Origin of the sequence: Tropicimonas sp. IMCC34011 (assembly GCF_003390865.1) — a bacterium.
In the GTDB taxonomy this organism is placed as follows: domain Bacteria; phylum Pseudomonadota; class Alphaproteobacteria; order Rhodobacterales; family Rhodobacteraceae; genus Tropicimonas_B.
Window position 1 is genome coordinate 321724 of the sequence record NZ_QMEJ01000005.1, and the last position, 19785, is coordinate 341508.

At 64.9% G+C, this 19785-nt stretch carries 17 protein-coding genes; all 17 read left to right on the forward strand.

Annotated features, from left to right (window positions below; translation table 11 throughout):
* Window positions 1-19 precede the first annotated feature (19 nt).
* The 17 genes from rpoB to rplP all read left to right on the forward strand — a co-directional run bounded on the left by rpoB (window position 20) and on the right by rplP (window position 19552).
* A complete protein-coding gene (gene rpoB / locus DQG15_RS15850) occupies window positions 20-4183 on the forward strand; it encodes a DNA-directed RNA polymerase subunit beta (protein WP_116086926.1) in 4164 nt (1387 codons plus the stop codon).
* Window positions 4184-4259: 76 nt separating this feature from the next.
* A complete protein-coding gene (gene rpoC / locus DQG15_RS15855; protein ID WP_116086928.1) occupies window positions 4260-8504 on the forward strand; it encodes a DNA-directed RNA polymerase subunit beta' in 4245 nt (1414 codons plus the stop codon).
* Window positions 8505-8614: 110 nt separating this feature from the next.
* On the forward strand, window positions 8615-8893 hold the full coding sequence (locus tag DQG15_RS15860; protein ID WP_116086930.1) for an acylphosphatase: 279 nt from the start codon (window positions 8615-8617) through the stop codon (window positions 8891-8893).
* A gap of 115 nt (window positions 8894-9008) precedes the next feature.
* The gene (locus DQG15_RS15865) at window positions 9009-9926 is read left to right on the forward strand and encodes a DMT family transporter (protein WP_116086932.1); all 918 of its coding nucleotides are present in this window, start codon (window positions 9009-9011) and stop codon (window positions 9924-9926) included.
* A gap of 292 nt (window positions 9927-10218) precedes the next feature.
* Window positions 10219-10590: a 30S ribosomal protein S12 gene (rpsL, locus tag DQG15_RS15870; protein WP_116086934.1), complete on the forward strand. Its 372-nt coding sequence runs from the start codon at window positions 10219-10221 to the stop codon at window positions 10588-10590.
* Between the two features lie 12 nt (window positions 10591-10602).
* Window positions 10603-11073, forward strand: a complete 471-nt coding sequence (rpsG, locus tag DQG15_RS15875; RefSeq protein WP_116086936.1) for a 30S ribosomal protein S7 — start codon at window positions 10603-10605, stop codon at window positions 11071-11073.
* A 28-nt stretch (window positions 11074-11101) separates the two neighbouring features.
* Window positions 11102-13243: an elongation factor G gene (gene fusA / locus DQG15_RS15880; protein WP_116086938.1), complete on the forward strand. Its 2142-nt coding sequence runs from the start codon at window positions 11102-11104 to the stop codon at window positions 13241-13243.
* A gap of 93 nt (window positions 13244-13336) precedes the next feature.
* Window positions 13337-14512, forward strand: coding sequence for an elongation factor Tu (gene tuf, locus DQG15_RS15885; RefSeq protein ID WP_116086907.1), 1176 nt, complete (start codon window positions 13337-13339; stop codon window positions 14510-14512).
* Between the two features lie 168 nt (window positions 14513-14680).
* Window positions 14681-14992: a 30S ribosomal protein S10 gene (gene rpsJ, locus DQG15_RS15890; protein WP_116086940.1), complete on the forward strand. Its 312-nt coding sequence runs from the start codon at window positions 14681-14683 to the stop codon at window positions 14990-14992.
* Window positions 14993-15004: 12 nt separating this feature from the next.
* Window positions 15005-15889 (forward strand): 50S ribosomal protein L3, encoded by an 885-nt coding sequence (gene rplC, locus DQG15_RS15895; protein WP_116086942.1) that lies wholly within the window; start codon window positions 15005-15007, stop codon window positions 15887-15889.
* The gene (gene rplD / locus DQG15_RS15900) at window positions 15886-16506 is read left to right on the forward strand and encodes a 50S ribosomal protein L4 (RefSeq protein ID WP_116086944.1); all 621 of its coding nucleotides are present in this window, start codon (window positions 15886-15888) and stop codon (window positions 16504-16506) included. Before rplC ends, rplD begins: the two co-directional genes overlap by 4 nt.
* Entirely contained in the window at window positions 16503-16799 is a 297-nt protein-coding gene (locus tag DQG15_RS15905) for a 50S ribosomal protein L23 (protein WP_116086947.1), read from the forward strand. The genes rplD and DQG15_RS15905 overlap by 4 nt, the downstream gene beginning before the upstream one ends.
* 111 nt (window positions 16800-16910) lie before the next feature.
* Window positions 16911-17753 (forward strand): 50S ribosomal protein L2, encoded by an 843-nt coding sequence (gene rplB, locus DQG15_RS15910; protein ID WP_116086949.1) that lies wholly within the window; start codon window positions 16911-16913, stop codon window positions 17751-17753.
* A 3-nt stretch (window positions 17754-17756) separates the two neighbouring features.
* Window positions 17757-18035 carry a 30S ribosomal protein S19 gene (gene rpsS, locus DQG15_RS15915; RefSeq protein ID WP_116086951.1) on the forward strand — a complete coding sequence of 93 codons (279 nt, stop codon included), beginning with the start codon at window positions 17757-17759 and terminating at the stop codon, window positions 18033-18035.
* A 3-nt stretch (window positions 18036-18038) separates the two neighbouring features.
* Window positions 18039-18419, forward strand: a complete 381-nt coding sequence (gene rplV, locus DQG15_RS15920; protein ID WP_116086953.1) for a 50S ribosomal protein L22 — start codon at window positions 18039-18041, stop codon at window positions 18417-18419.
* The gene (rpsC, locus tag DQG15_RS15925; RefSeq protein ID WP_116086955.1) at window positions 18419-19126 is read left to right on the forward strand and encodes a 30S ribosomal protein S3; all 708 of its coding nucleotides are present in this window, start codon (window positions 18419-18421) and stop codon (window positions 19124-19126) included. Before rplV ends, rpsC begins: the two co-directional genes overlap by 1 nt.
* 12 nt (window positions 19127-19138) lie before the next feature.
* Window positions 19139-19552: a 50S ribosomal protein L16 gene (rplP, locus tag DQG15_RS15930; protein WP_116086957.1), complete on the forward strand. Its 414-nt coding sequence runs from the start codon at window positions 19139-19141 to the stop codon at window positions 19550-19552.
* Window positions 19553-19785: the final 233 nt, after the last annotated feature.

The window sequence follows — 19785 nt, forward strand, 5'->3', positions numbered from 1 at the left end:
ACGAAAGGTGTCTTACGGCATGGCGCAATCCTATCTCGGTCAGAAACGGCTTCGGAAATATTACGGCAAGATCAGGGAAGTCCTTGAGATGCCGAACCTCATCGAGGTTCAGAAGTCGTCCTACGATCTTTTCCTGAAGTCCGGCGATCAGCTCGAGCCGATGGACGGCGAGGGCATTGCCGGCGTGTTCCAGTCGGTCTTCCCGATCAAGGACTTCAACGAGACCGCGGTTCTCGAGTTCGTGAAGTACGAGCTCGAGCGTCCGAAATACGACGTCGAGGAATGCCAGCAGCGGGACATGACATATTCCGCGCCGCTGAAGGTCACCCTCCGTCTCATCGTGTTCGATGTGGACGAGGACACCGGCGCCAAGTCCGTCAAGGACATCAAGGAGCAGGACGTGTTCATGGGGGACATGCCCCTCATGACGCAGAACGGTACGTTCGTCGTCAACGGCACCGAGCGGGTCATCGTATCCCAGATGCACCGCTCCCCGGGCGTGTTCTTCGATCATGACAAGGGCAAGACGCACTCCTCGGGCAAGCTGCTCTTCGCCTGCCGGATCATCCCGTACCGCGGCTCCTGGCTGGACTTCGAGTTCGACGCCAAGGACATCGTCTATGCGCGTATCGACCGTCGCCGGAAGCTCCCGGTCACGACGCTGCTCTATGCGCTCGGCCTCGATCAGGAAGCGATCACCGACGCTTACTACGAGACCGTCAACTACCGCCGCGAAGGCAACAAGGGCTGGGTCACGCACTTCTTCCCCGAGCGCGTCCGCGGCACCCGTCCGACCTTCGACCTCGTGGATGCCGATACCGGCGAGGTCTTCGCCGAAGCCGGCAAGAAGGTGACGCCGCGCGCCGTCAAGCAGCTGATCGACGAGGGCAAGGTCTCCGACCTTCTCGTGCCGTTCGACCAGATCATCGGCCGCTTCGTCGCCAAGGACATCATCAACGAGGAAACCGGCGCGATCTACGTCGAGGCCGGGGACGAGCTGACCTGGGAAGTCGACAAGGCCGGTGACGTCACTGGCGGGACCTTGAAGGAACTGCTCGATGCCGGCGTGACCGACATCCCGGTGCTCGACATCGACAACATCAACGTGGGTCCGTACATCCGCAACACGATGGCGGTGGACAAGAACATGAACCGCGAGACCGCGCTCATGGACATCTACCGCGTGATGCGTCCGGGCGAGCCGCCCACCGTCGAGGCCGCCAGCACCCTGTTCGACAGCCTGTTCGCCGACAGCGAGCGGTACGACCTGTCTGCGGTCGGCCGCGTCAAGATGAACATGCGCCTCGCCCTCGATGCCGAGGACACACAGCGCACGTTGCGCCGTGAGGACATCGTCGCCTGCATCAAGGCGCTCGTCGAGCTGCGGGACGGCAAGGGCGAGATCGACGACATCGACCACCTCGGCAACCGCCGGGTGCGTTCGGTCGGCGAGCTGATGGAGAACCAGTATCGCGTCGGCCTCCTGCGGATGGAGCGCGCGATCAAGGAGCGCATGTCCTCCGTCGAGATCGACACGGTCATGCCGCAGGACCTGATCAACGCGAAGCCCGCCGCGGCCGCCGTGCGCGAGTTCTTCGGCTCCTCGCAGCTCAGCCAGTTCATGGACCAGACCAACCCGCTCTCCGAGGTCACGCACAAGCGTCGCCTCTCGGCGCTCGGGCCCGGCGGTCTGACCCGCGAGCGCGCCGGCTTCGAGGTGCGCGACGTTCACCCGACCCACTACGGCCGGATGTGCCCGATCGAGACGCCGGAAGGCCCGAACATCGGTCTCATCAACTCGCTCGCTACGTTCGCACGCGTGAACAAGTACGGCTTCATCGAGACGCCCTACCGCGTGGTGAACGAAGGACAGGTGACCGACGAGGTCCACTACATGTCCGCGACCGAGGAAATGCGCCACGTCGTGGCGCAGGCGAACGCGGAACTCGACGAGAACGGCAAGTTCGTCCAGGAATTCGTCTCCACCCGTCAGTCGGGCGAGTACACCCTGGCGCCGAACGAGCATGTCGACCTCATCGACGTGTCCCCCAAGCAGCTGGTCTCCGTCGCGGCCTCGCTGATCCCGTTCCTCGAGAACGATGACGCCAACCGTGCTCTCATGGGCTCGAACATGCAGCGTCAGGCAGTTCCGCTCCTGCAGGCCGAGGCGCCTCTCGTCGGCACCGGCATCGAGGAAGTGGTGGCACGGGACTCGGGCGCGGCGATCACCGCGCGCCGTGCCGGCATCGTCGACCAGGTCGACGCGCAGCGTATCGTCGTGCGCGCCACCGGGGATCTCGATCCCGGCGATCCGGGCGTGGACATCTACCGTCTGCGCAAGTTCCAGCGCTCCAACCAGAACACCTGCATCAACCAGCGTCCGCTGGTGAAGGTGGGCGATACGGTGGGCAAGGGCGAGGTCGTCGCCGACGGTCCCTCCACCGAGCTCGGCGAGCTGGCCCTGGGCAAGAACGTGGTCGTCGCGTTCATGCCGTGGAACGGCTACAACTACGAGGACTCGATCCTGATCTCCGAGCGCATCGCGCGTGACGACGTCTTCACCTCGATCCACATCGAGGAATTCGAGGTCGCCGCCCGCGATACCAAGCTCGGGCCCGAGGAAATCACGCGGGACATCCCGAACGTCGGCGAGGAGGCTCTGCGCAACCTCGACGAGGCGGGCATCGTCTATATCGGTGCCGAGGTCGGCCCCGCGGACATCCTCGTCGGCAAGATCACCCCGAAGGGCGAGACGCCGATGACGCCGGAGGAGAAACTCCTGCGCGCGATCTTCGGCGAGAAGGCCTCCGATGTGCGCGACACGTCCCTGCGTCTGCCGCCGGGCGATTTCGGCACCGTGGTCGAGGTGCGCGTCTTCAACCGCCACGGCGTCGAGAAGGACGAGCGCGCGCTTCAGATCGAGCGCGAAGAGGTCGAGCGCCTGGCCCGTGACCGGGACGACGAGGTCGCGATCCTCGATCGCAACATCTACTCCCGCCTCAAGACCATGATCCTCGGCAAGACCGCGGTGAAGGGGCCGAAGGGCGTCAAGGCGAACTCCGAGATCACCGAAGAGCTTCTGGGCACGTTGTCCCGCGGCCAGTGGTGGCAGCTCGCCCTCTCGGACGAGACGGAGGCGCAGCACGTCGAGGCGCTGAACAGCCAGTACGAGAACCAGAAGCGGGCGCTCGAGGCCCGGTTCGAGGACAAGGTCGAGAAGGTCCGTCGCGGGGACGACCTGCCGCCGGGCGTGATGAAGATGGTCAAGGTCTTCATTGCGGTGAAGCGCAAGCTTCAGCCGGGCGACAAGATGGCCGGCCGTCACGGCAACAAGGGTGTCATCTCCCGCGTCGTGCCGATGGAGGACATGCCGTTCCTCGCGGATGGCACGCCCGTGGACTTCGTTCTCAACCCGCTCGGCGTGCCGAGCCGGATGAACGTCGGGCAGATCCTCGAGACGCACATGGGCTGGGCCTCCCGCGGCCTCGGCATCAAGATCGACGATGCGCTGGACGAGTATCGCCGCAACGGGGACATGACCCCGGTGCGCGACGCGATGAAGCTGGCCTACGGAGACGACGTGTACGCCGAGGGCATCGAGGGCATGGACGACGCCCTTCTGCTCGAAGCGGCCGGCAATGCCACGCGTGGCGTGCCGATCGCCACGCCGGTCTTCGACGGCGCCAAGGAAGCGGACGTGGACGAGCAGCTGGTGCGCGCGGGCTTCGATCACTCGGGTCAATCCGAGCTGTTCGACGGCCGGACGGGCGAGCAGTTCGCCCGCAGGGTCACGGTGGGCATGAAGTACCTGCTGAAGCTTCACCACCTGGTGGACGACAAGATCCACGCCCGTTCGACCGGTCCCTACAGCCTCGTCACCCAGCAACCGCTCGGCGGCAAGGCGCAGTTCGGCGGTCAGCGCTTCGGTGAGATGGAGGTCTGGGCGCTTGAAGCCTACGGCGCGGCCTACACCTTGCAGGAGATGCTGACGGTGAAGTCGGATGACGTCGCCGGTCGGACCAAGGTCTACGAGAGCATCGTCAAGGGCGAGGACAACTTCGAGGCGGGCGTGCCCGAATCGTTCAACGTTCTCGTCAAGGAGGTCCGCGGTCTGGGCCTCAACATGGAACTCCTGGATGCGGAGGAAGAGGACACCGTGCCGGAAGAGGAGGACGCCGAATAAGGCGTTCCTTCACGGCCGCTGCCCGCGCGGCGGCCGTCCGGCCCTCTCCCCACCGCCCCTGTTTTAGGAAATCGCAATGAACCAGGAACTCACCCAGAACCCGTTCAACCCGCTGACCCCGCCCAAGGTCTTCGACGAGATCAAGGTCAGCCTCGCGAGCCCCGAGCGGATCCTCAGCTGGTCCTTCGGCGAGATCAAGAAGCCCGAGACGATCAACTACCGTACGTTCAAGCCTGAGCGTGACGGCCTGTTCTGCGCGCGCATCTTCGGTCCGATCAAGGACTACGAGTGCCTTTGCGGCAAGTACAAGCGGATGAAGTATCGCGGCATCGTCTGCGAGAAATGCGGCGTCGAGGTCACGCTGCAGAAGGTCCGCCGCGAGCGCATGGGCCACATCGAGCTGGCCGCGCCCGTTGCCCACATCTGGTTCCTCAAGTCGCTTCCGTCCCGCATCGGCCTGATGCTGGACATGACCCTGCGCGACCTCGAGCGGATCCTCTACTTCGAGAACTACGTCGTCGTGGAGCCGGGCCTGACCGACCTCACGCAGGGCCAGCTGATGGGCGAGGAGGAGTATCTCGACGCCCAGGATACCTACGGCGCGGACGCCTTCACGGCCTCCATCGGCGCAGAGGCGATCCGCGAGATGCTGGCCGCGATCGATCTTGAATCGACCGCCGAGCAGCTTCGCGAGGATCTGGCCGAGGCCACCGGCGAGCTGAAGCCCAAGAAGATCATCAAACGTCTGAAGATCGTCGAGAGCTTCCTCGAATCCGGCAACCGTCCCGAGTGGATGGTGATGACCGTCATCCCGGTCATCCCGCCCGAACTGCGCCCGCTCGTTCCGCTGGATGGCGGCCGCTTCGCGACGTCGGACCTCAACGATCTCTATCGCCGCGTGATCAACCGCAACAACCGCCTCAAGCGGCTCATCGAGCTGCGCGCGCCGGACATCATCGTCCGGAACGAGAAGCGGATGCTGCAGGAATCCGTCGATGCATTGTTCGACAACGGCCGCCGCGGCCGCGTCATCACGGGCGCCAACAAGCGCCCGCTGAAGTCGCTGTCCGACATGCTCAAGGGCAAGCAGGGCCGGTTCCGTCAGAACCTTCTGGGCAAGCGGGTCGACTTCTCCGGCCGCTCCGTCATCGTGACCGGTCCCGAACTGAAGCTGCACCAGTGCGGCCTGCCCAAGAAGATGGCGCTCGAGCTGTTCAAGCCGTTCATCTATTCGCGGCTCGAGGCGAAGGGGCTCAGCTCCACCGTCAAGCAGGCGAAGAAGCTGGTCGAAAAGGAACGTCCCGAAGTCTGGGACATCCTCGACGAGGTCATCCGTGAGCACCCGGTCCTTCTGAACCGCGCGCCCACGCTGCACCGCCTCGGCATCCAGGCGTTCGAGCCCACGCTGATCGAAGGCAAGGCCATCCAGCTTCACCCGCTGGTCTGCTCCGCCTTCAACGCGGACTTCGACGGTGACCAGATGGCCGTGCACGTCCCGCTGTCGCTCGAAGCGCAGCTCGAAGCGCGCGTCCTGATGATGTCCACCAACAACGTGCTGTCCCCTGCGAACGGCGCGCCGATCATCGTGCCGTCCCAGGACATGATCCTCGGGCTCTACTACATCACGATGGAGCGCGAGGGCATGAAGGGCCAGGACATGGTCTTCGGCTCGATCGAGGAGGTCGAGCATGCCCTGGACGCGGGCGAGGTGCACACGCACTCCCGCATCCAGTGCCGTCTCAAGCAGATCGACGAGAACGGCCAGGAAGTCATGCGCCGCTTCACGACGACGCCGGGCCGGGTGCGTCTTGGCGCGCTCCTGCCGCTGAACGCCAAGGCGCCGTTCGAGCTGGTGAACCAGCTCCTGCGGAAGAAGGACGTGCAGCGCGTCATCGACACCGTCTACCGCTATTGCGGCCAGAAGGAGTCGGTCATCTTCTGCGACCAGATCATGTCCATGGGCTTCAAGGAGGCGTTCCGCGCGGGCATCTCCTTCGGCAAGGGCGACATGGTCATCCCCGACACGAAGTGGCCGATCGTGGACGAGACCCGCGAGCAGGTGAAGGACTTCGAACAGCAGTACATGGACGGCCTGATCACCCAGGGCGAAAAGTACAACAAGGTCGTGGACGCCTGGTCGAAGTGTAACGACAAGGTCACCGAGGCGATGATGGACACCATCTCCGCCAAGCGGTTCAACGAGGCCGGCGCCGAAGAGGAGCCGAACTCGGTCTACATGATGGCCCACTCCGGTGCCCGTGGCTCGGTCACCCAGATGAAGCAGCTCGGCGGGATGCGCGGCCTGATGGCCAAGCCGTCCGGCGAGATCATCGAGACGCCGATCATCTCGAACTTCAAGGAAGGCCTGACCGTGCTGGAGTACTTCAACTCCACCCACGGCGCGCGGAAGGGTCTGTCGGACACCGCTCTGAAGACGGCGAACTCGGGCTACCTGACCCGTCGTCTCGTGGACGTGGCGCAGGACTGCATCGTGCGGCAGCACGATTGCGGTACGGACAACGCGATCACGGTCGAAGCGGCGGTCAACGACGGTGAGGTCATCGCCTCGATCTCCGAGCGTATGCTCGGCCGCGTCGCCGCCGAGGACATCCTCGTTCCCGGCACCGACGAGGTGATCGTGGCCGAGGGCGAGCTGATCGACGAGCGCAAGGCGGACGAGATCGAAACCGCGTCGGTCCTCTCGGCGCGCATCCGCTCGCCGCTGACCTGCGAGGCCGAGGAAGGCGTCTGCGCCATGTGCTACGGGCGCGACCTTGCCCGCGGCACGATGGTGAACGTCGGCGAGGCTGTCGGCATCATCGCCGCGCAGTCCATTGGCGAGCCCGGCACCCAGCTTACGATGCGGACCTTCCACATCGGCGGCGTCGCGCAGGGTGGCCAGCAATCCTTCCAGGAGGCGAGCCAGGCCGGCACGATCGAGTTCCGGGATGCCAACATCCTGGAGAACTCGGCGGGCGACCAGGTCGTGATCGGTCGGAACATGAACATCGCGATCATGGACGACCAGGGCGTCGAGCGGGCGATCTTCAAGATCGGCTACGGCACCAAGGTCTTCGTCAAGGACGGCCAGAGCGTCGAGCGCGGCGACAAGCTGATCGAGTGGGACCCCTATACCCTCCCGATCATCGCCGAGAAGTCGGGTACGGCCCGCTTCGTGGACCTCGTGAACGGCATTGCCGTGCGGGAGGAAACCGACGAGGCGACCGGCATGACGCAGAAGATCGTCGTGGACTGGCGCGCGGTGCCCAAGGGCAACGAGCTCAAGCCCGAGATCATCGTCATGGATCCCGAGACGGGCGAGCCGGTTCGCAACGAACAGGGCAACCCGGTCTCCTACCCGATGTCGGTGGACGCGATCCTCTCCATCGAGGATGGTTCTGAGGTCAAGGCCGGCGACGTGGTGGCCCGTATCCCGCGCGAAGGTGCACGGACGAAGGACATTACCGGTGGTCTGCCGCGTGTGGCCGAACTGTTCGAGGCGCGCCGTCCGAAGGATCACGCGATCATCGCCGAGGCGGACGGCCACGTGAAGTTCGGGCGCGACTACAAGAACAAGCGCCGGATCTCCATCGAGCCGACCGAGGAGGGAACGCCCGCCATCGAGTACATGGTGCCGAAGGGCAAGCACATCCCCGTCCAGGAAGGCGACTTCATCCGCAAGGGTGATTACATCATGGACGGCAACCCCGCGCCCCACGACATCCTCTCGATCCTCGGGGTCGAGGCGCTGGCGAACTACATGATCAACGAGGTGCAGGAGGTCTATCGTCTGCAAGGCGTTAAGATCAACGACAAGCACATCGAGGTCATCGTCCGTCAGATGCTCCAGAAGTGGGAGATCCTCGACAGCGGCCAGACTACGCTGCTCAAGGGCGAGCACGTGGACAAGGCGGAGTTCGATGCGGCCAATGCGAAGGCCATCTCGGAGAAGCGCGAGCCTGCCAAGGGCGAGCCGATCCTTCTCGGGATCACCAAGGCGTCGCTGCAGACCCGCAGCTTCATCTCGGCGGCTTCGTTCCAGGAGACCACGCGCGTCCTCACCGAAGCCTCGGTGCAGGGCAAGCGGGACAAGCTCGTGGGCCTCAAGGAGAACGTCATCGTGGGCCGTCTCATCCCGGCCGGTACGGGTGGCGCGACCTCGCGGATGCGCCGCATCGCATCCGAGCGGGACAGCAAGGTGATCGACGAGCGCCGGGCCGAGGCCGAGAAGGCCGCTGCCCTCGCCGCGCCGGTCGAGGAAGAGATCGCTGGCCGCGACGAGACCGAGATCGTCGTGAACACCGACGAGAATCTCGACTGATCCTGCGGTTCACTTTGAACAGGAAGCGCCCCGGCCCAACGGCCGGGGCGTTTTCGTTTGCGGGGCGGGGGGGACTGGCGGAGCGGGGCAGGGCGACTAGGTCCCTCCCCATGGATGATGCAGCAAGATCTGTGGCGGTGCGGGTGACGGGGCGCGTTCAGGGCGTGTCCTTCCGGGCCTGGACGAAAGAGCGCGCCGAGGTGTTCGGGCTAGACGGCTGGGTGCGCAACGAGACGGACGGCAGCGTCTCGGCCTGCCTCTCCGGCCCGCCGGACACGGTCGATCGGATGCTCAAGGAGATGCGGCGCGGCCCCTCCCTCGCGCAGGTGGATACCCTCGACGTGCAGGACGCAGGTCCCCCGGCGGCGGGGTTCTCGGTGCTGAAGTAAGGCGCGCGCGCAAGCGCCTAGCGACTGTCATCCGGGCCCTTCCCGTCCGGGGGCTCTTGCCGCTCCCCTGCCGCCGCGCTAGCGCTTGGCGAACTACACACGCGGACAGGTTCGTATGCTCGGTGACAATGCCCGCGGTGCGCTCTTGATGCTGGGCAGCATGGCTGCCTTCACGCTCAACGACACGGCGATCAAGATCCTGTCCTCGGACATCCCGCTCTTCCAGACCATCGCACTCCGCGGCGTCGGAACGACCGTCCTTCTCGCGCTACTCGCACTGGCCCTCGGGCAATGGCGGCAGCTCCGCCTTGCGGGCCGGGACCGTTCGCTCATCGCCTTGCGCGTCGCCGCGGAGATCGTTGCGGCCTTCACCTTCATCGGCGCGCTCTTCCACATGGAGCTCGCAAACGCGACGGCGATCCTGCAGGCCGTGCCGCTCGCCGTCACGCTTGCCGGTGCGGCGTTTCTCGGCGAGCCGGTGGGGTGGAAGCGCCTCAGCGCCATCGTCGTGGGTTTCCTCGGCGTCCTGCTGATGGTGCGGCCGGGGACGGAGGGGTTCACGGTGCATTCCCTCCTGTGCCTTGCGGCTGTCGGAGCCGTCACCGTGAGGGATCTCTGCACACGGCGCCTGAGTGCCGCGGTCCCCTCTATGGTGGTGGCCACCCTCACGGCGGGCGGAGTCGGCCTTGCAGCGGCGTTCGCAGCGACGGTGAACGGGGGGTGGGCGCCAATGGAGCCGGGAGCGACCGGCATCCTCGCCGGAGCCTCCGCCGCGATCCTCTTCGGCTACGTCTTTTCGATTCTTGCCATGCGGGTCGGGGAGATCGCAGTCGTCGCGCCGATGCGGTACAGCTCGCTCCTCTGGGCGCTGCTCCTCGGCTGGCTCGTCTTCGGCGACTGGCCGCGTCCTCTGACGCTCGCTGGCGCGGCAATCGTCGTGACGATGGGTGTGTTCACCTTCTACCGCGAGCGCGCCCTGGGACGGTCGCGGACCGCGGGACCGCAGGAGGTCCTGATCCGGCCAAGGACGTGAAGGAGGAGGGCTTCATGCTAACAGATCGTGAAGGGTCTGTTGACACGCCCTCCGATTCCCCCTAGAGACCGGCCACTCAAGCCGGAGCGGCCTGTTGCCCCGGGATGAGAATACAGAACTGAAGTGGTCACGATCCGGGCAAGATGCCCCGATCCTCTGGAATTCCACCGCGTCGTTTCCGCGATCGAGGAAGCGCCTGCGGTCTTTGCGTTTTGCGGACGCGCAATGCGCATTCGATGTGAACTATCCGCGCGGTACGCGCGCGCCTGATGGAAGCGATACGGGGAACCGAATGCCGACGATCCAGCAGCTGATCCGCAAGCCGCGGCAGCCCAAAGTTAAAAGGTCGAAGTCGCTGCACCTCGAAGGGTGCCCGCAAAAGCGTGGCGTCTGCACGCGCGTCTACACCACCACGCCGAAGAAGCCGAACTCGGCCATGCGGAAAGTCGCCAAGGTGCGGCTGACCAACGGGTACGAGGTCATCAGCTACATTCCCGGCGAAAGTCACAATCTCCAGGAGCACTCCGTGGTCCTGATTCGCGGTGGCCGGGTGAAAGACCTTCCGGGCGTCCGCTATCACATCCTCCGTGGTGTCCTCGACACCCAGGGCGTCAAGGACCGCCGTCAGCGTCGTTCGAAGTACGGCGCCAAGCGTCCGAAGTAAGGAGAAGAAGCGATGTCCCGTCGCCATGCCGCCGAGAAGCGCGAAGTACTGCCGGACGCCAAGTTCGGCTCGATTGTTCTGACGAAGTTCATGAACAACCTGATGATCGACGGCAAGAAGTCCGTCGCCGAGCGCATCGTCTATTCCGCCCTCGATCGGGTCGAGGGGCGCCTCAAGCGCTCCCCCATCGAGGTGTTCGACGAAGCCCTCGACAACGTGAAGCCCTCTGTCGAGGTGCGCTCCCGCCGGGTCGGCGGCGCCACCTACCAGGTGCCCGTCGAAGTGCGCCCCGAGCGCCGCGAGGCGCTGGCGATCCGCTGGCTGATCACCGCCAGCCGCGCCCGCAACGAGAATACCATGGAAGAGCGTCTGGCCGGTGAGCTGGCCGATGCCGTCAACTCCCGCGGAAGCGCCGTGAAGAAGCGCGAGGACACCCACAAGATGGCCGACGCGAACCGCGCGTTCAGCCACTACCGCTGGTAACCGAAATCCCAGCCTGAGGACCCATCCCATGGCACGCGACTATTCCCTCGGCCGCTACCGCAACTTCGGTATCATGGCCCACATCGACGCCGGCAAGACGACCTGCACCGAGCGCATCCTGTTCTACACCGGCAAGTCCCACAAGATCGGCGAAGTCCACGACGGCGCCGCGACGATGGACTGGATGGAGCAGGAGCAGGAGCGGGGCATCACGATCACCTCCGCTGCGACGACCACGTTCTGGTTCCGCACCGAGGACGGCGCGAACCCGACCGGCATCTACGGCGACACGCCGCAGGAAGCCTCCTTCCGGTTCAACATCATCGACACGCCGGGACACGTCGACTTCACCATCGAGGTGGAGCGTTCGCTCGCCGTTCTCGACGGCGCGATCTGCGTGCTGGATGCCAATGCCGGTGTCGAGCCCCAGACCGAGACCGTCTGGCGTCAGGCCGACCGCTACAAGGTTCCGCGGATCGTGTTCGTCAACAAGATGGACAAGATCGGTGCGGACTTCTGGAACTGCGTGGACATGATCCGCGACCGGACCGGCGCGACGCCCGTTCCGATCCAGATGCCGATCGGCGCCGAGGACGAGCTCGAGGGCATCGTCGATCTCGTGACCATGAAGGAATGGGTCTGGAAGGGTGAGGATCTCGGCGCGAGCTGGGTCGTCCAGGACATTCGCGACGATCTCAAGGATCGCGCCGAAGAGATGCGTGGCACCCTCATCGAGCACGCCGTCGAGCAGGACGACGAGGCGATGGAAGCCTATCTCGAAGGCAACGAGCCCGATCTTCCGACGCTCCGCAGCCTGATCCGCAAGGGCACGCTGTCGCTGAGCTTCGTTCCGGTCCTCGCCGGCTCCGCGTTCAAGAACAAAGGCGTCCAGCCCCTCCTGAACGCCGTCATCGACTACCTGCCGGGTCCGCTCGATGTTCCCGCGTACATGGGCTTCTCGCCCGATGACGAGACCGAGACCCGCGACATCGCCCGCAATGCGGACGACAGCCAGCCCTTCGCCGGCCTTGCGTTCAAGATCATGAACGACCCGTTCGTCGGCTCGCTCACCTTCACCCGCGTTTACTCGGGCGTCCTCAAGAAGGGCGACTCGATCATGAACTCGACGAAGGGCAAGCGCGAGCGCATCGGCCGCATGATGATGATGCACTCGAACAACCGCGAGGAAATCGAGGAAGCGTTCGCGGGCGACATCATCGCGCTGGCCGGTCTCAAGGAGACCACCACGGGCGACACCCTCTGCGACCAGCAGAAGCAGGTGGTGCTCGAGACGATGACGTTCCCCGATCCGGTCATCGAGATCGCGGTCGAGCCGAAGACGAAGGCCGACCAGGAGAAGATGTCCGCCGGCCTCCAGCGTCTCGCTGCCGAGGATCCGTCCTTCCGCGTCGAAACCGACCTTGAGTCCGGTCAGACGATCATGAAGGGCATGGGCGAACTTCACCTCGACATCCTCGTCGACCGCCTCAAGCGGGAGTTCAAGGTCGAGGCGAACATCGGTGCGCCGCAGGTGGCCTATCGCGAGACCATCTCGATGCCGATCGAGCACACCTACACCCACAAGAAGCAGTCGGGTGGTTCGGGTCAGTTCGCCGAGGTGAAGCTGCAGATCACCCCGACCGAGCCGGGCGAAGGGTACTCCTTCGAGAGCAAGATCGTCGGTGGTGCTGTTCCGAAGGAATACATCCCCGGTGTCGAGAAGGGCATCAACTCGGTGATGGACAGCGGTCCGCTCGCCGGCTTCCCGGTGATCGACTTCAAGGTCGCGCTGATCGACGGCAAGTTCCACGACGTGGACTCCTCGGTCCTCGCCTTCGAGATCGCCAGCCGGATGGCCATGCGTGAAGGTCTGCGCAAGGCCGGCGCCAAGCTGCTCGAGCCGGTGATGCGCGTCGAGGTCGTCACGCCCGAAGAGTACACGGGCAACGTCATCGGCGACCTGACCTCCCGTCGCGGGCAGGTTCAGGGTCAGGATCCGCGCGGCAACGCGATCGCGATCGAGGCCTTCGTTCCGCTGGCGAACATGTTCGGCTACATCAACACGCTGCGTTCGATGTCCTCGGGCCGCGCGCAGTTCACGATGCAGTTCGACCACTACGAGGCCGTTCCGCAGAACATCAGCGAAGAAATCCAGGCGAAGTACGCCTGACCTGCGGTGGGCGCCAGCGCCCACCCTACACCACCCGACGGTTAGGGTGGGCGCCGCGTCGCCCACCGCATGAGAGACGACAAGGAGGCCGAGATGGCTAAGCAGAAGTTCGAACGCAACAAGCCGCACGTGAACATTGGCACGATCGGTCACGTGGACCACGGCAAGACGACGCTGACGGCGGCGATCACGAAGTATTTCGGGGACTTCCGCGCGTACGACCAGATCGACGGCGCGCCGGAGGAGAAGGCGCGCGGGATCACGATCTCGACGGCGCACGTGGAATACGAGACGGACGCGCGTCACTACGCGCACGTCGACTGCCCCGGCCACGCCGACTACGTGAAGAACATGATCACGGGCGCGGCGCAGATGGACGGCGCGATCCTGGTCGTGAACGCGGCCGACGGCCCGATGCCGCAGACGCGCGAGCACATCCTTCTGGCCCGCCAGGTCGGCGTTCCCGGCCTCGTGGTGTTCATGAACAAGGTCGACCAGGTGGATGACGAGGAGCTCCTCGAGCTCGTCGAGATGGAAGTTCGCGAGCTTCTGTCCTCCTACGACTTCCCGGGCGACGATATCCCGATCATCTCGGGCTCCGCGCTTGCCGCCATGAACGGCGACAACCCGGAAATCGGCGAGAACAAGGTGCGCGAGCTGATGGCCGCCGTGGATGACTACATCCCGACGCCCGAGCGTCCCGTGGACCAGCCGTTCCTGATGCCGATCGAAGACGTGTTCTCGATCTCCGGCCGCGGTACGGTCGTGACGGGCCGCGTCGAGCGTGGCGTGATCAACGTGGGCGATTCCATCGAGATCGTCGGCATCCGCGACACCAAGACGACGACCTGCACGGGCGTCGAGATGTTCCGCAAGCTGCTGGATCGCGGCGAGGCTGGCGACAACATCGGCGCGCTGCTGCGCGGCATCGACCGTGAAGGCGTCGAGCGCGGGCAGGTCCTGTGCAAGCCCGGCTCGGTGAAGCCGCACAAGAAGTTCGAGGCCGAGGCGTACATCCTGACCAAGGAAGAGGGTGGCCGTCACACGCCGTTCTTCGCCAACTACCGCCCGCAGTTCTACTTCCGCACGACGGACGTGACCGGGACGGTGACGCTGGCCGAAGGCACGGAGATGGTGATGCCCGGGGACAACGTGTCCTTCGAGGTCGAACTGATCGCGCCGATCGCCATGGAAGAGAAGCTCCGCTTCGCCATCCGTGAAGGCGGCCGCACCGTCGGCGCCGGCGTCGTCTCCAAGATCATCGAGTGATCAAGAGGCGAGGGGCTTCGGGATCATCCCGAACCACACGGTGAATGGCAGGGGGGACGGCAATGCCGGGCCCCCCTGTCCACCACAAGACTAAGACCGCGACGTGGGGGTGGATGAGCCTCCTCCACCTCTCCGGCTCACGGACACGCCTCGAAAGGCAAGACAAAGATGCAGAGCCAGAACATCCGTATCCGGCTGAAGGCGTTCGATTACCGCGTGCTGGATGCCAGCACGCAGGAGATCGTCTCCACGGCCAAGCGGACGGGCGCCCAGGTGCGCGGCCCCATCCCGCTCCCGAACAAGATCGAGAAGTTCACCGTCCTGCGCGGTCCGCATGTCGACAAGAAGTCGCGCGACCAGTGGGAAATCCGGACGCACAAGCGTCTTCTCGACATCGTAGATCCGACCCCGCAGACGGTGGACGCGCTCATGAAGCTCGACCTTGCCGCCGGTGTGGACGTCGAGATCAAGCTTAACTGAGGAGGACCTTCGATGTTGCGCTCTGGAGTGATCGCACGGAAGGTCGGCATGACCCGCCTCTTCATGGAGGACGGGAAGCAGATCCCCGTGACCGTATTGCAGCTCGACGAACTTCAGGTCGTCGCGCAGCGGACGGCTGAAAAGGATGGCTACTCCGCCGTTCAGCTCGGCGCCGGCTCGGCCAAGGCCAAGCGGACCACGCAGGCGATGCGCGGCCACTTTGCCGTCGCCAATGTTGCGCCGAAGCGGAAGATTGCGGAATTCCGCGTCGATGCCGACAATCTGATCGGTGTCGGTGAGGAAATCACCGCGAACCACTACTTCGAAGGCCAGTACGTCGACGTCAGCGGGACGTCGATCGGTAAGGGCTTTCAGGGTGCCATGAAGCGGCACAATTTCGGCGGCCTTCGCGCGTCTCACGGCGTGTCGATCAGCCACCGTTCGCACGGCTCCACCGGCCAGTGTCAGGACCCCGGACGGGTGTTCAAGGGCAAGAAGATGGCCGGTCACATGGGCGCCGCGCGGATCACCACCCAGAACCTCCAGGTCGTCCGCACCGATGCGGATCGCGGCCTGATCATGGTGAAGGGTGCCGTGCCGGGCTCAAAGGGTGGCTGGGTCACGATCAAGGATGCCGTCAAGAAGCCGGTGCCCGAGAACGTGATCCTTCCGGCGGCCCTCAAGTCCGCCGCCCGCGAAGCCGAACGTCTGGCCCAGGAAGCTGCCGATGAAGCCGCCGCCGCGGAGGCCGCCGAGGCCGAGCGTCTGGCCGCTGAGCAGGCCGCACAGGAAGAAGCCGCGCTGAAGGAGGCCGAGGCCGATATCGCCGGTGAATCCTCCAAGGCGGACAATTCCGATGCCGAGGGCAATGCGCCCGAAGGAGACGAAGACAAATGAAACTCGACGTGATCAAGCTGGATGGCGGCGAGGCCGGCACCGTGGATCTCGGCGACGAGGTCTTCGGCGTCGAGCCCCGTGCGGACATCCTCCACCGCGTGGTCCGCTGGCAGCGCGCTCGCGCGCAGGCCGGCACCCACAAGGTGAAGACCCGCTCCGAAACGAGCTACTCGACCAAGAAGATCTATCGCCAGAAAGGCACGGGCGGCGCGCGTCACGGCGACCGCAACGCTCCGATCTTCCGCAAGGGTGGTACCTACAAGGGTCCGACCCCGCGCAGCCATGCGCACGACCTGCCGAAGAAGATCCGCAAGCTCGGCCTGAAGATGGCGCTGAGCGACAAGGCCCGTGATGGCAAGCTCGTCATCATCGAGTCCGCGGCTCTCGAAGAGGTCAAGACGAAGGCCCTCGCCAAGCATGTCGCCGACCGCGGCTGGCGCAAGGTGCTCGTCATCGACGGCGCCGAGGTCGACGGCAACTTCGCCCGCGCTGCGGCGAACATCGCCGGCCTCGACGTGCTCCCCTCTGTCGGCGCCAATGTCTATGACATCCTCAACCGTGACACGCTCGTGCTCACGAAAGCGGGTGTCGAAGCTCTGGAGGCCCGTCTGAAATGAGCGCGAAACCCGACCACTACGACGTGATCCGCAAGCCGATCATCACGGAGAAGGCCACGCTCGCATCGGAAGCGAACGCGGTTGTCTTCGAGGTCTCCATGAGTGCGGCCAAGCCGCAGATCAAGGAAGCGGTCGAAACCCTGTTCAATGTGAAGGTGAAGGCGGTCAACACCACCATCACGAAAGGCAAGACCAAGCGCTTCCGGGGACGCCCCGGCCGCCGCGCTGACGTCAAGAAAGCCTATGTGACCCTCGAGGAGGGGAACACCATTGACGTGACAACGGGCCTCTAATATCAGGCCCCATCGCAGGCGGCCCCGGGCGACCGGGGCCGCTCGCTTTTTCCGACACTGAAGAAGTCCTGCCGGGGTCTTCCCCGGCAATAGAAACGGAAGACAGAAAGCATGGCACTCAAGTCGTACAATCCGACGACGCCTGGCCAGCGCGGGCTGGTTCTGATCGACCGTTCGGAGCTTTGGAAAGGTCGCCCCGTCAAATCCCTCACCGAGGGTTTGTCGAAGAAGGGTGGCCGGAACAACACCGGACGGATCACGATGCGCCGCCGCGGCGGCGGGGCGAAGCGTCTCTACAGAATCGTCGATTTCCGCCGGACGAAGTTCGACGTCTCCGCGACGGTCGAGCGGATCGAATACGATCCCAACCGGACCGCGTTCATCGCCCTCGTGCGTTATGAAGACGGCGAACAGGCTTACATCCTCGCGCCGCAGCGCCTCGCCATCGGTGACAAGGTCATCGCGGGCAGCCGCGTCGACGTGAAGCCGGGCAACGCGATGCCGTTCTCGGGCATGCCGATCGGCACGATCGTCCACAACATCGAGCTGAAGCCCGGCAAGGGCGGCCAGATCGCTCGCGCCGCGGGCACCTACGCCCAGTTCGTCGGTCGCGACGGCGGCTACGCCCAGATCCGGCTTTCCTCCGGCGAGCTTCGTCTCGTGCGCCAGGAATGCATGGCCACGGTCGGCGCCGTCTCGAACCCGGACCAGTCGAACCAGAACTTCGGCAAGGCCGGTCGGATGCGCCACCATGGCATTCGTCCTTCGGTCCGCGGTGTCGTGATGAACCCGATCGACCACCCGCATGGCGGCGGCGAAGGCCGCACCTCGGGCGGCCGTCACCCCGTCACGCCCTGGGGCAAGCCGACCAAGGGTGCGCGCACCCGCAACACCAACAAGGCGTCGCAGAAGCTCATTCTTCGCTCCCGCCACGCTCGCAAAAAGGGGCGCTAAGCTATGACCCGTTCCGTCTGGAAAGGCCCCTTCGTCGACGCGTACGTCCTGAAGAAGGCCGAGAAATCCCGGGAATCCGGCCGCAGCGAGGTCATCAAGATCTGGTCGCGCCGCTCCACCATCCTTCCGCAGTTCGTCGGTCTGACGTTCGGTGTCTATAACGGCCACAAGCATGTGCCGGTGAACGTGTCCGAGGACATGATCGGCCAGAAGTTCGGCGAATATGCGCCCACCCGTACCTATTACGGGCACGCCGCCGACAAGAAAGCGAAGAGGAAGTAAGTCATGGGCAAGGAGAAGAACCCTCGCCGCGTGGCGGAGAACGAGGCTCTGGCGAAGACCCGCATGCTGCGGACGTCCCCCCAGAAGCTGAACCTCGTCGCGGCCATGATCCGGGGCAAGAAGGTCGAGCGCGCTCTCAGCGATCTCACCTTCTCCAAGAAGCGTATCGCCGAGGACGTGCGGAAATGTCTGCAGTCCGCCATCGCGAATGCCGAGAACAACCATAACCTCGACGTCGACGAGCTCGTCGTCGCAGAGGCCTGGGTCGGCAAGAACCTCGTGATGAAGCGCGGTCGTCCGCGGGCGCGTGGTCGCTTCGGCCGGATTCAGAAGCCGTTCGCCGAGATCACGATCAAGGTCCGCCAAGTCGAGGAGCAAGCCTGATGGGTCATAAGGTCAATCCGATCGGCATGCGCCTGCAGGTCAACCGCACCTGGGACAGCCGCTGGTACGCCGATACCAAAGAGTACAGCACCCTTCTGCTCGAGGACATTAAGATCCGCGAGTTCATCGAGAAGGAATGCAAGCAGGCCGGCATCAGCCGGATCATCATCGAGCGCCCGCACCGTAAGTGCCGCGTGACGATCCACACGGCGCGTCCGGGGGTCATCATCGGCAAGAAGGGTGCGGACATCGAGGTCCTGCGCAAGAAGCTGGCGAAGATCACCGACAGCGAGCTGCACCTCAACATCGTCGAGGTTCGCAAGCCCGAGATGGACGCGGCCCTGGTCGCCGAAAGCATCGCGCAGCAGCTCGAGCGTCGTGTCAGCTTCCGTCGTGCCATGAAGCGGTCCGTCCAGTCCGCCATGCGCATGGGTGCGCTCGGCATCCGGGTCAACGTCGCGGGTCGCCTCGGCGGCGCCGAGATCGCCCGGACGGAGTGGTATCGCGAGGGCCGCGTGCCCCTGCACACCCTTCGTGCCGACATCGACTACGCCCTGGCCGAAGGTCAGACGCCCTACGGCATCATCGGTGTCAAGGTGTGGATCTTCAAAGGCGAGATCATGGAGCATGACCCCGCCGCGCGCGATCGTCGTGCTCAAGAGATCCAGGACGGCCCCGCCCCGCGCGGCGGCGGTCGTGGCCGGTAAGGAGAGAACGAGATGCTGCAACCAAAGCGCACCAAGTTCCGCAAACAGCACAAGGGCCGTATCCACGGCGAGGCGAAGGGCGGGTATGACCTGAACTTCGGCACCTATGGTCTGAAGGCGACCCAGCCCGAGCGCGTCACCGCGCGTCAGATCGAGGCGGCCCGTCGTGCCATGACGCGTCACATGAAGCGTCAGGGCCGTGTCTGGATCCGCATCTTCCCCGACGTGCCCGTCACGTCGAAGCCCACCGAAGTCCGGATGGGTAAGGGTAAGGGCTCCGTCGACTTCTGGGCGGCCAAGGTGAAGCCGGGCCGGATCATGTTCGAGATTGACGGCGTCACCGATGCCGTGGCCCGCGAGGCACTTCGCCTTGCGTCCATGAAGCTGCCGATCAAGACGCGCCTCGTGGTTCGCGAGGACTGGTAAGGCTGCAGGCCCTGCCATGAAGAGATCAGGCCCCCGGCGGTTCGTCCGCCGGGGGCTTTGCCGTTCAATGGGGCAGGGCGCGCAGATTGCAGGCGGGTACACCCCGCCGGACAGTCGGGACGCGTGCTTCAGTCGCTAGGTCCAGACGCAATGCGCCCCTAGAGCGCAGGGCGCCTTCGCTCCGGTCCGGTGGGGCAGGGCGGCGAGGAAAGAGGCCGGCGTGACAGGGCTTG

Bases quoted from the DNA above. Each gene is read 5' to 3' on its own strand.
- rpsC (WP_116086955.1), top strand. From the start codon at position 18,419: ATGGGTCATAAGGTCAATCCGATCGGCATGCGCCTGCAGGTCAACCGC.
- rpsG (WP_116086936.1), top strand. From the start codon at position 10,603: ATGTCCCGTCGCCATGCCGCCGAGAAGCGCGAAGTACTGCCGGACGCC.
- rplD (WP_116086944.1), top strand. From the start codon at position 15,886: ATGAAACTCGACGTGATCAAGCTGGATGGCGGCGAGGCCGGCACCGTG.
- rpsJ (WP_116086940.1), top strand. From the start codon at position 14,681: ATGCAGAGCCAGAACATCCGTATCCGGCTGAAGGCGTTCGATTACCGC.
- rpsS (WP_116086951.1), top strand. From the start codon at position 17,757: ATGACCCGTTCCGTCTGGAAAGGCCCCTTCGTCGACGCGTACGTCCTG.
- rpoB (WP_116086926.1), top strand. From the start codon at position 20: ATGGCGCAATCCTATCTCGGTCAGAAACGGCTTCGGAAATATTACGGC.
- DQG15_RS15865 (WP_116086932.1), top strand. From the start codon at position 9,009: ATGCTCGGTGACAATGCCCGCGGTGCGCTCTTGATGCTGGGCAGCATG.
- tuf (WP_116086907.1), top strand. From the start codon at position 13,337: ATGGCTAAGCAGAAGTTCGAACGCAACAAGCCGCACGTGAACATTGGC.
- rplC (WP_116086942.1), top strand. From the start codon at position 15,005: ATGTTGCGCTCTGGAGTGATCGCACGGAAGGTCGGCATGACCCGCCTC.
- DQG15_RS15905 (WP_116086947.1), top strand. From the start codon at position 16,503: ATGAGCGCGAAACCCGACCACTACGACGTGATCCGCAAGCCGATCATC.
- rplV (WP_116086953.1), top strand. From the start codon at position 18,039: ATGGGCAAGGAGAAGAACCCTCGCCGCGTGGCGGAGAACGAGGCTCTG.
- rplP (WP_116086957.1), top strand. From the start codon at position 19,139: ATGCTGCAACCAAAGCGCACCAAGTTCCGCAAACAGCACAAGGGCCGT.
- DQG15_RS15860 (WP_116086930.1), top strand. From the start codon at position 8,615: ATGGATGATGCAGCAAGATCTGTGGCGGTGCGGGTGACGGGGCGCGTT.
- rpsL (WP_116086934.1), top strand. From the start codon at position 10,219: ATGCCGACGATCCAGCAGCTGATCCGCAAGCCGCGGCAGCCCAAAGTT.
- rpoC (WP_116086928.1), top strand. From the start codon at position 4,260: ATGAACCAGGAACTCACCCAGAACCCGTTCAACCCGCTGACCCCGCCC.
- rplB (WP_116086949.1), top strand. From the start codon at position 16,911: ATGGCACTCAAGTCGTACAATCCGACGACGCCTGGCCAGCGCGGGCTG.
- fusA (WP_116086938.1), top strand. From the start codon at position 11,102: ATGGCACGCGACTATTCCCTCGGCCGCTACCGCAACTTCGGTATCATG.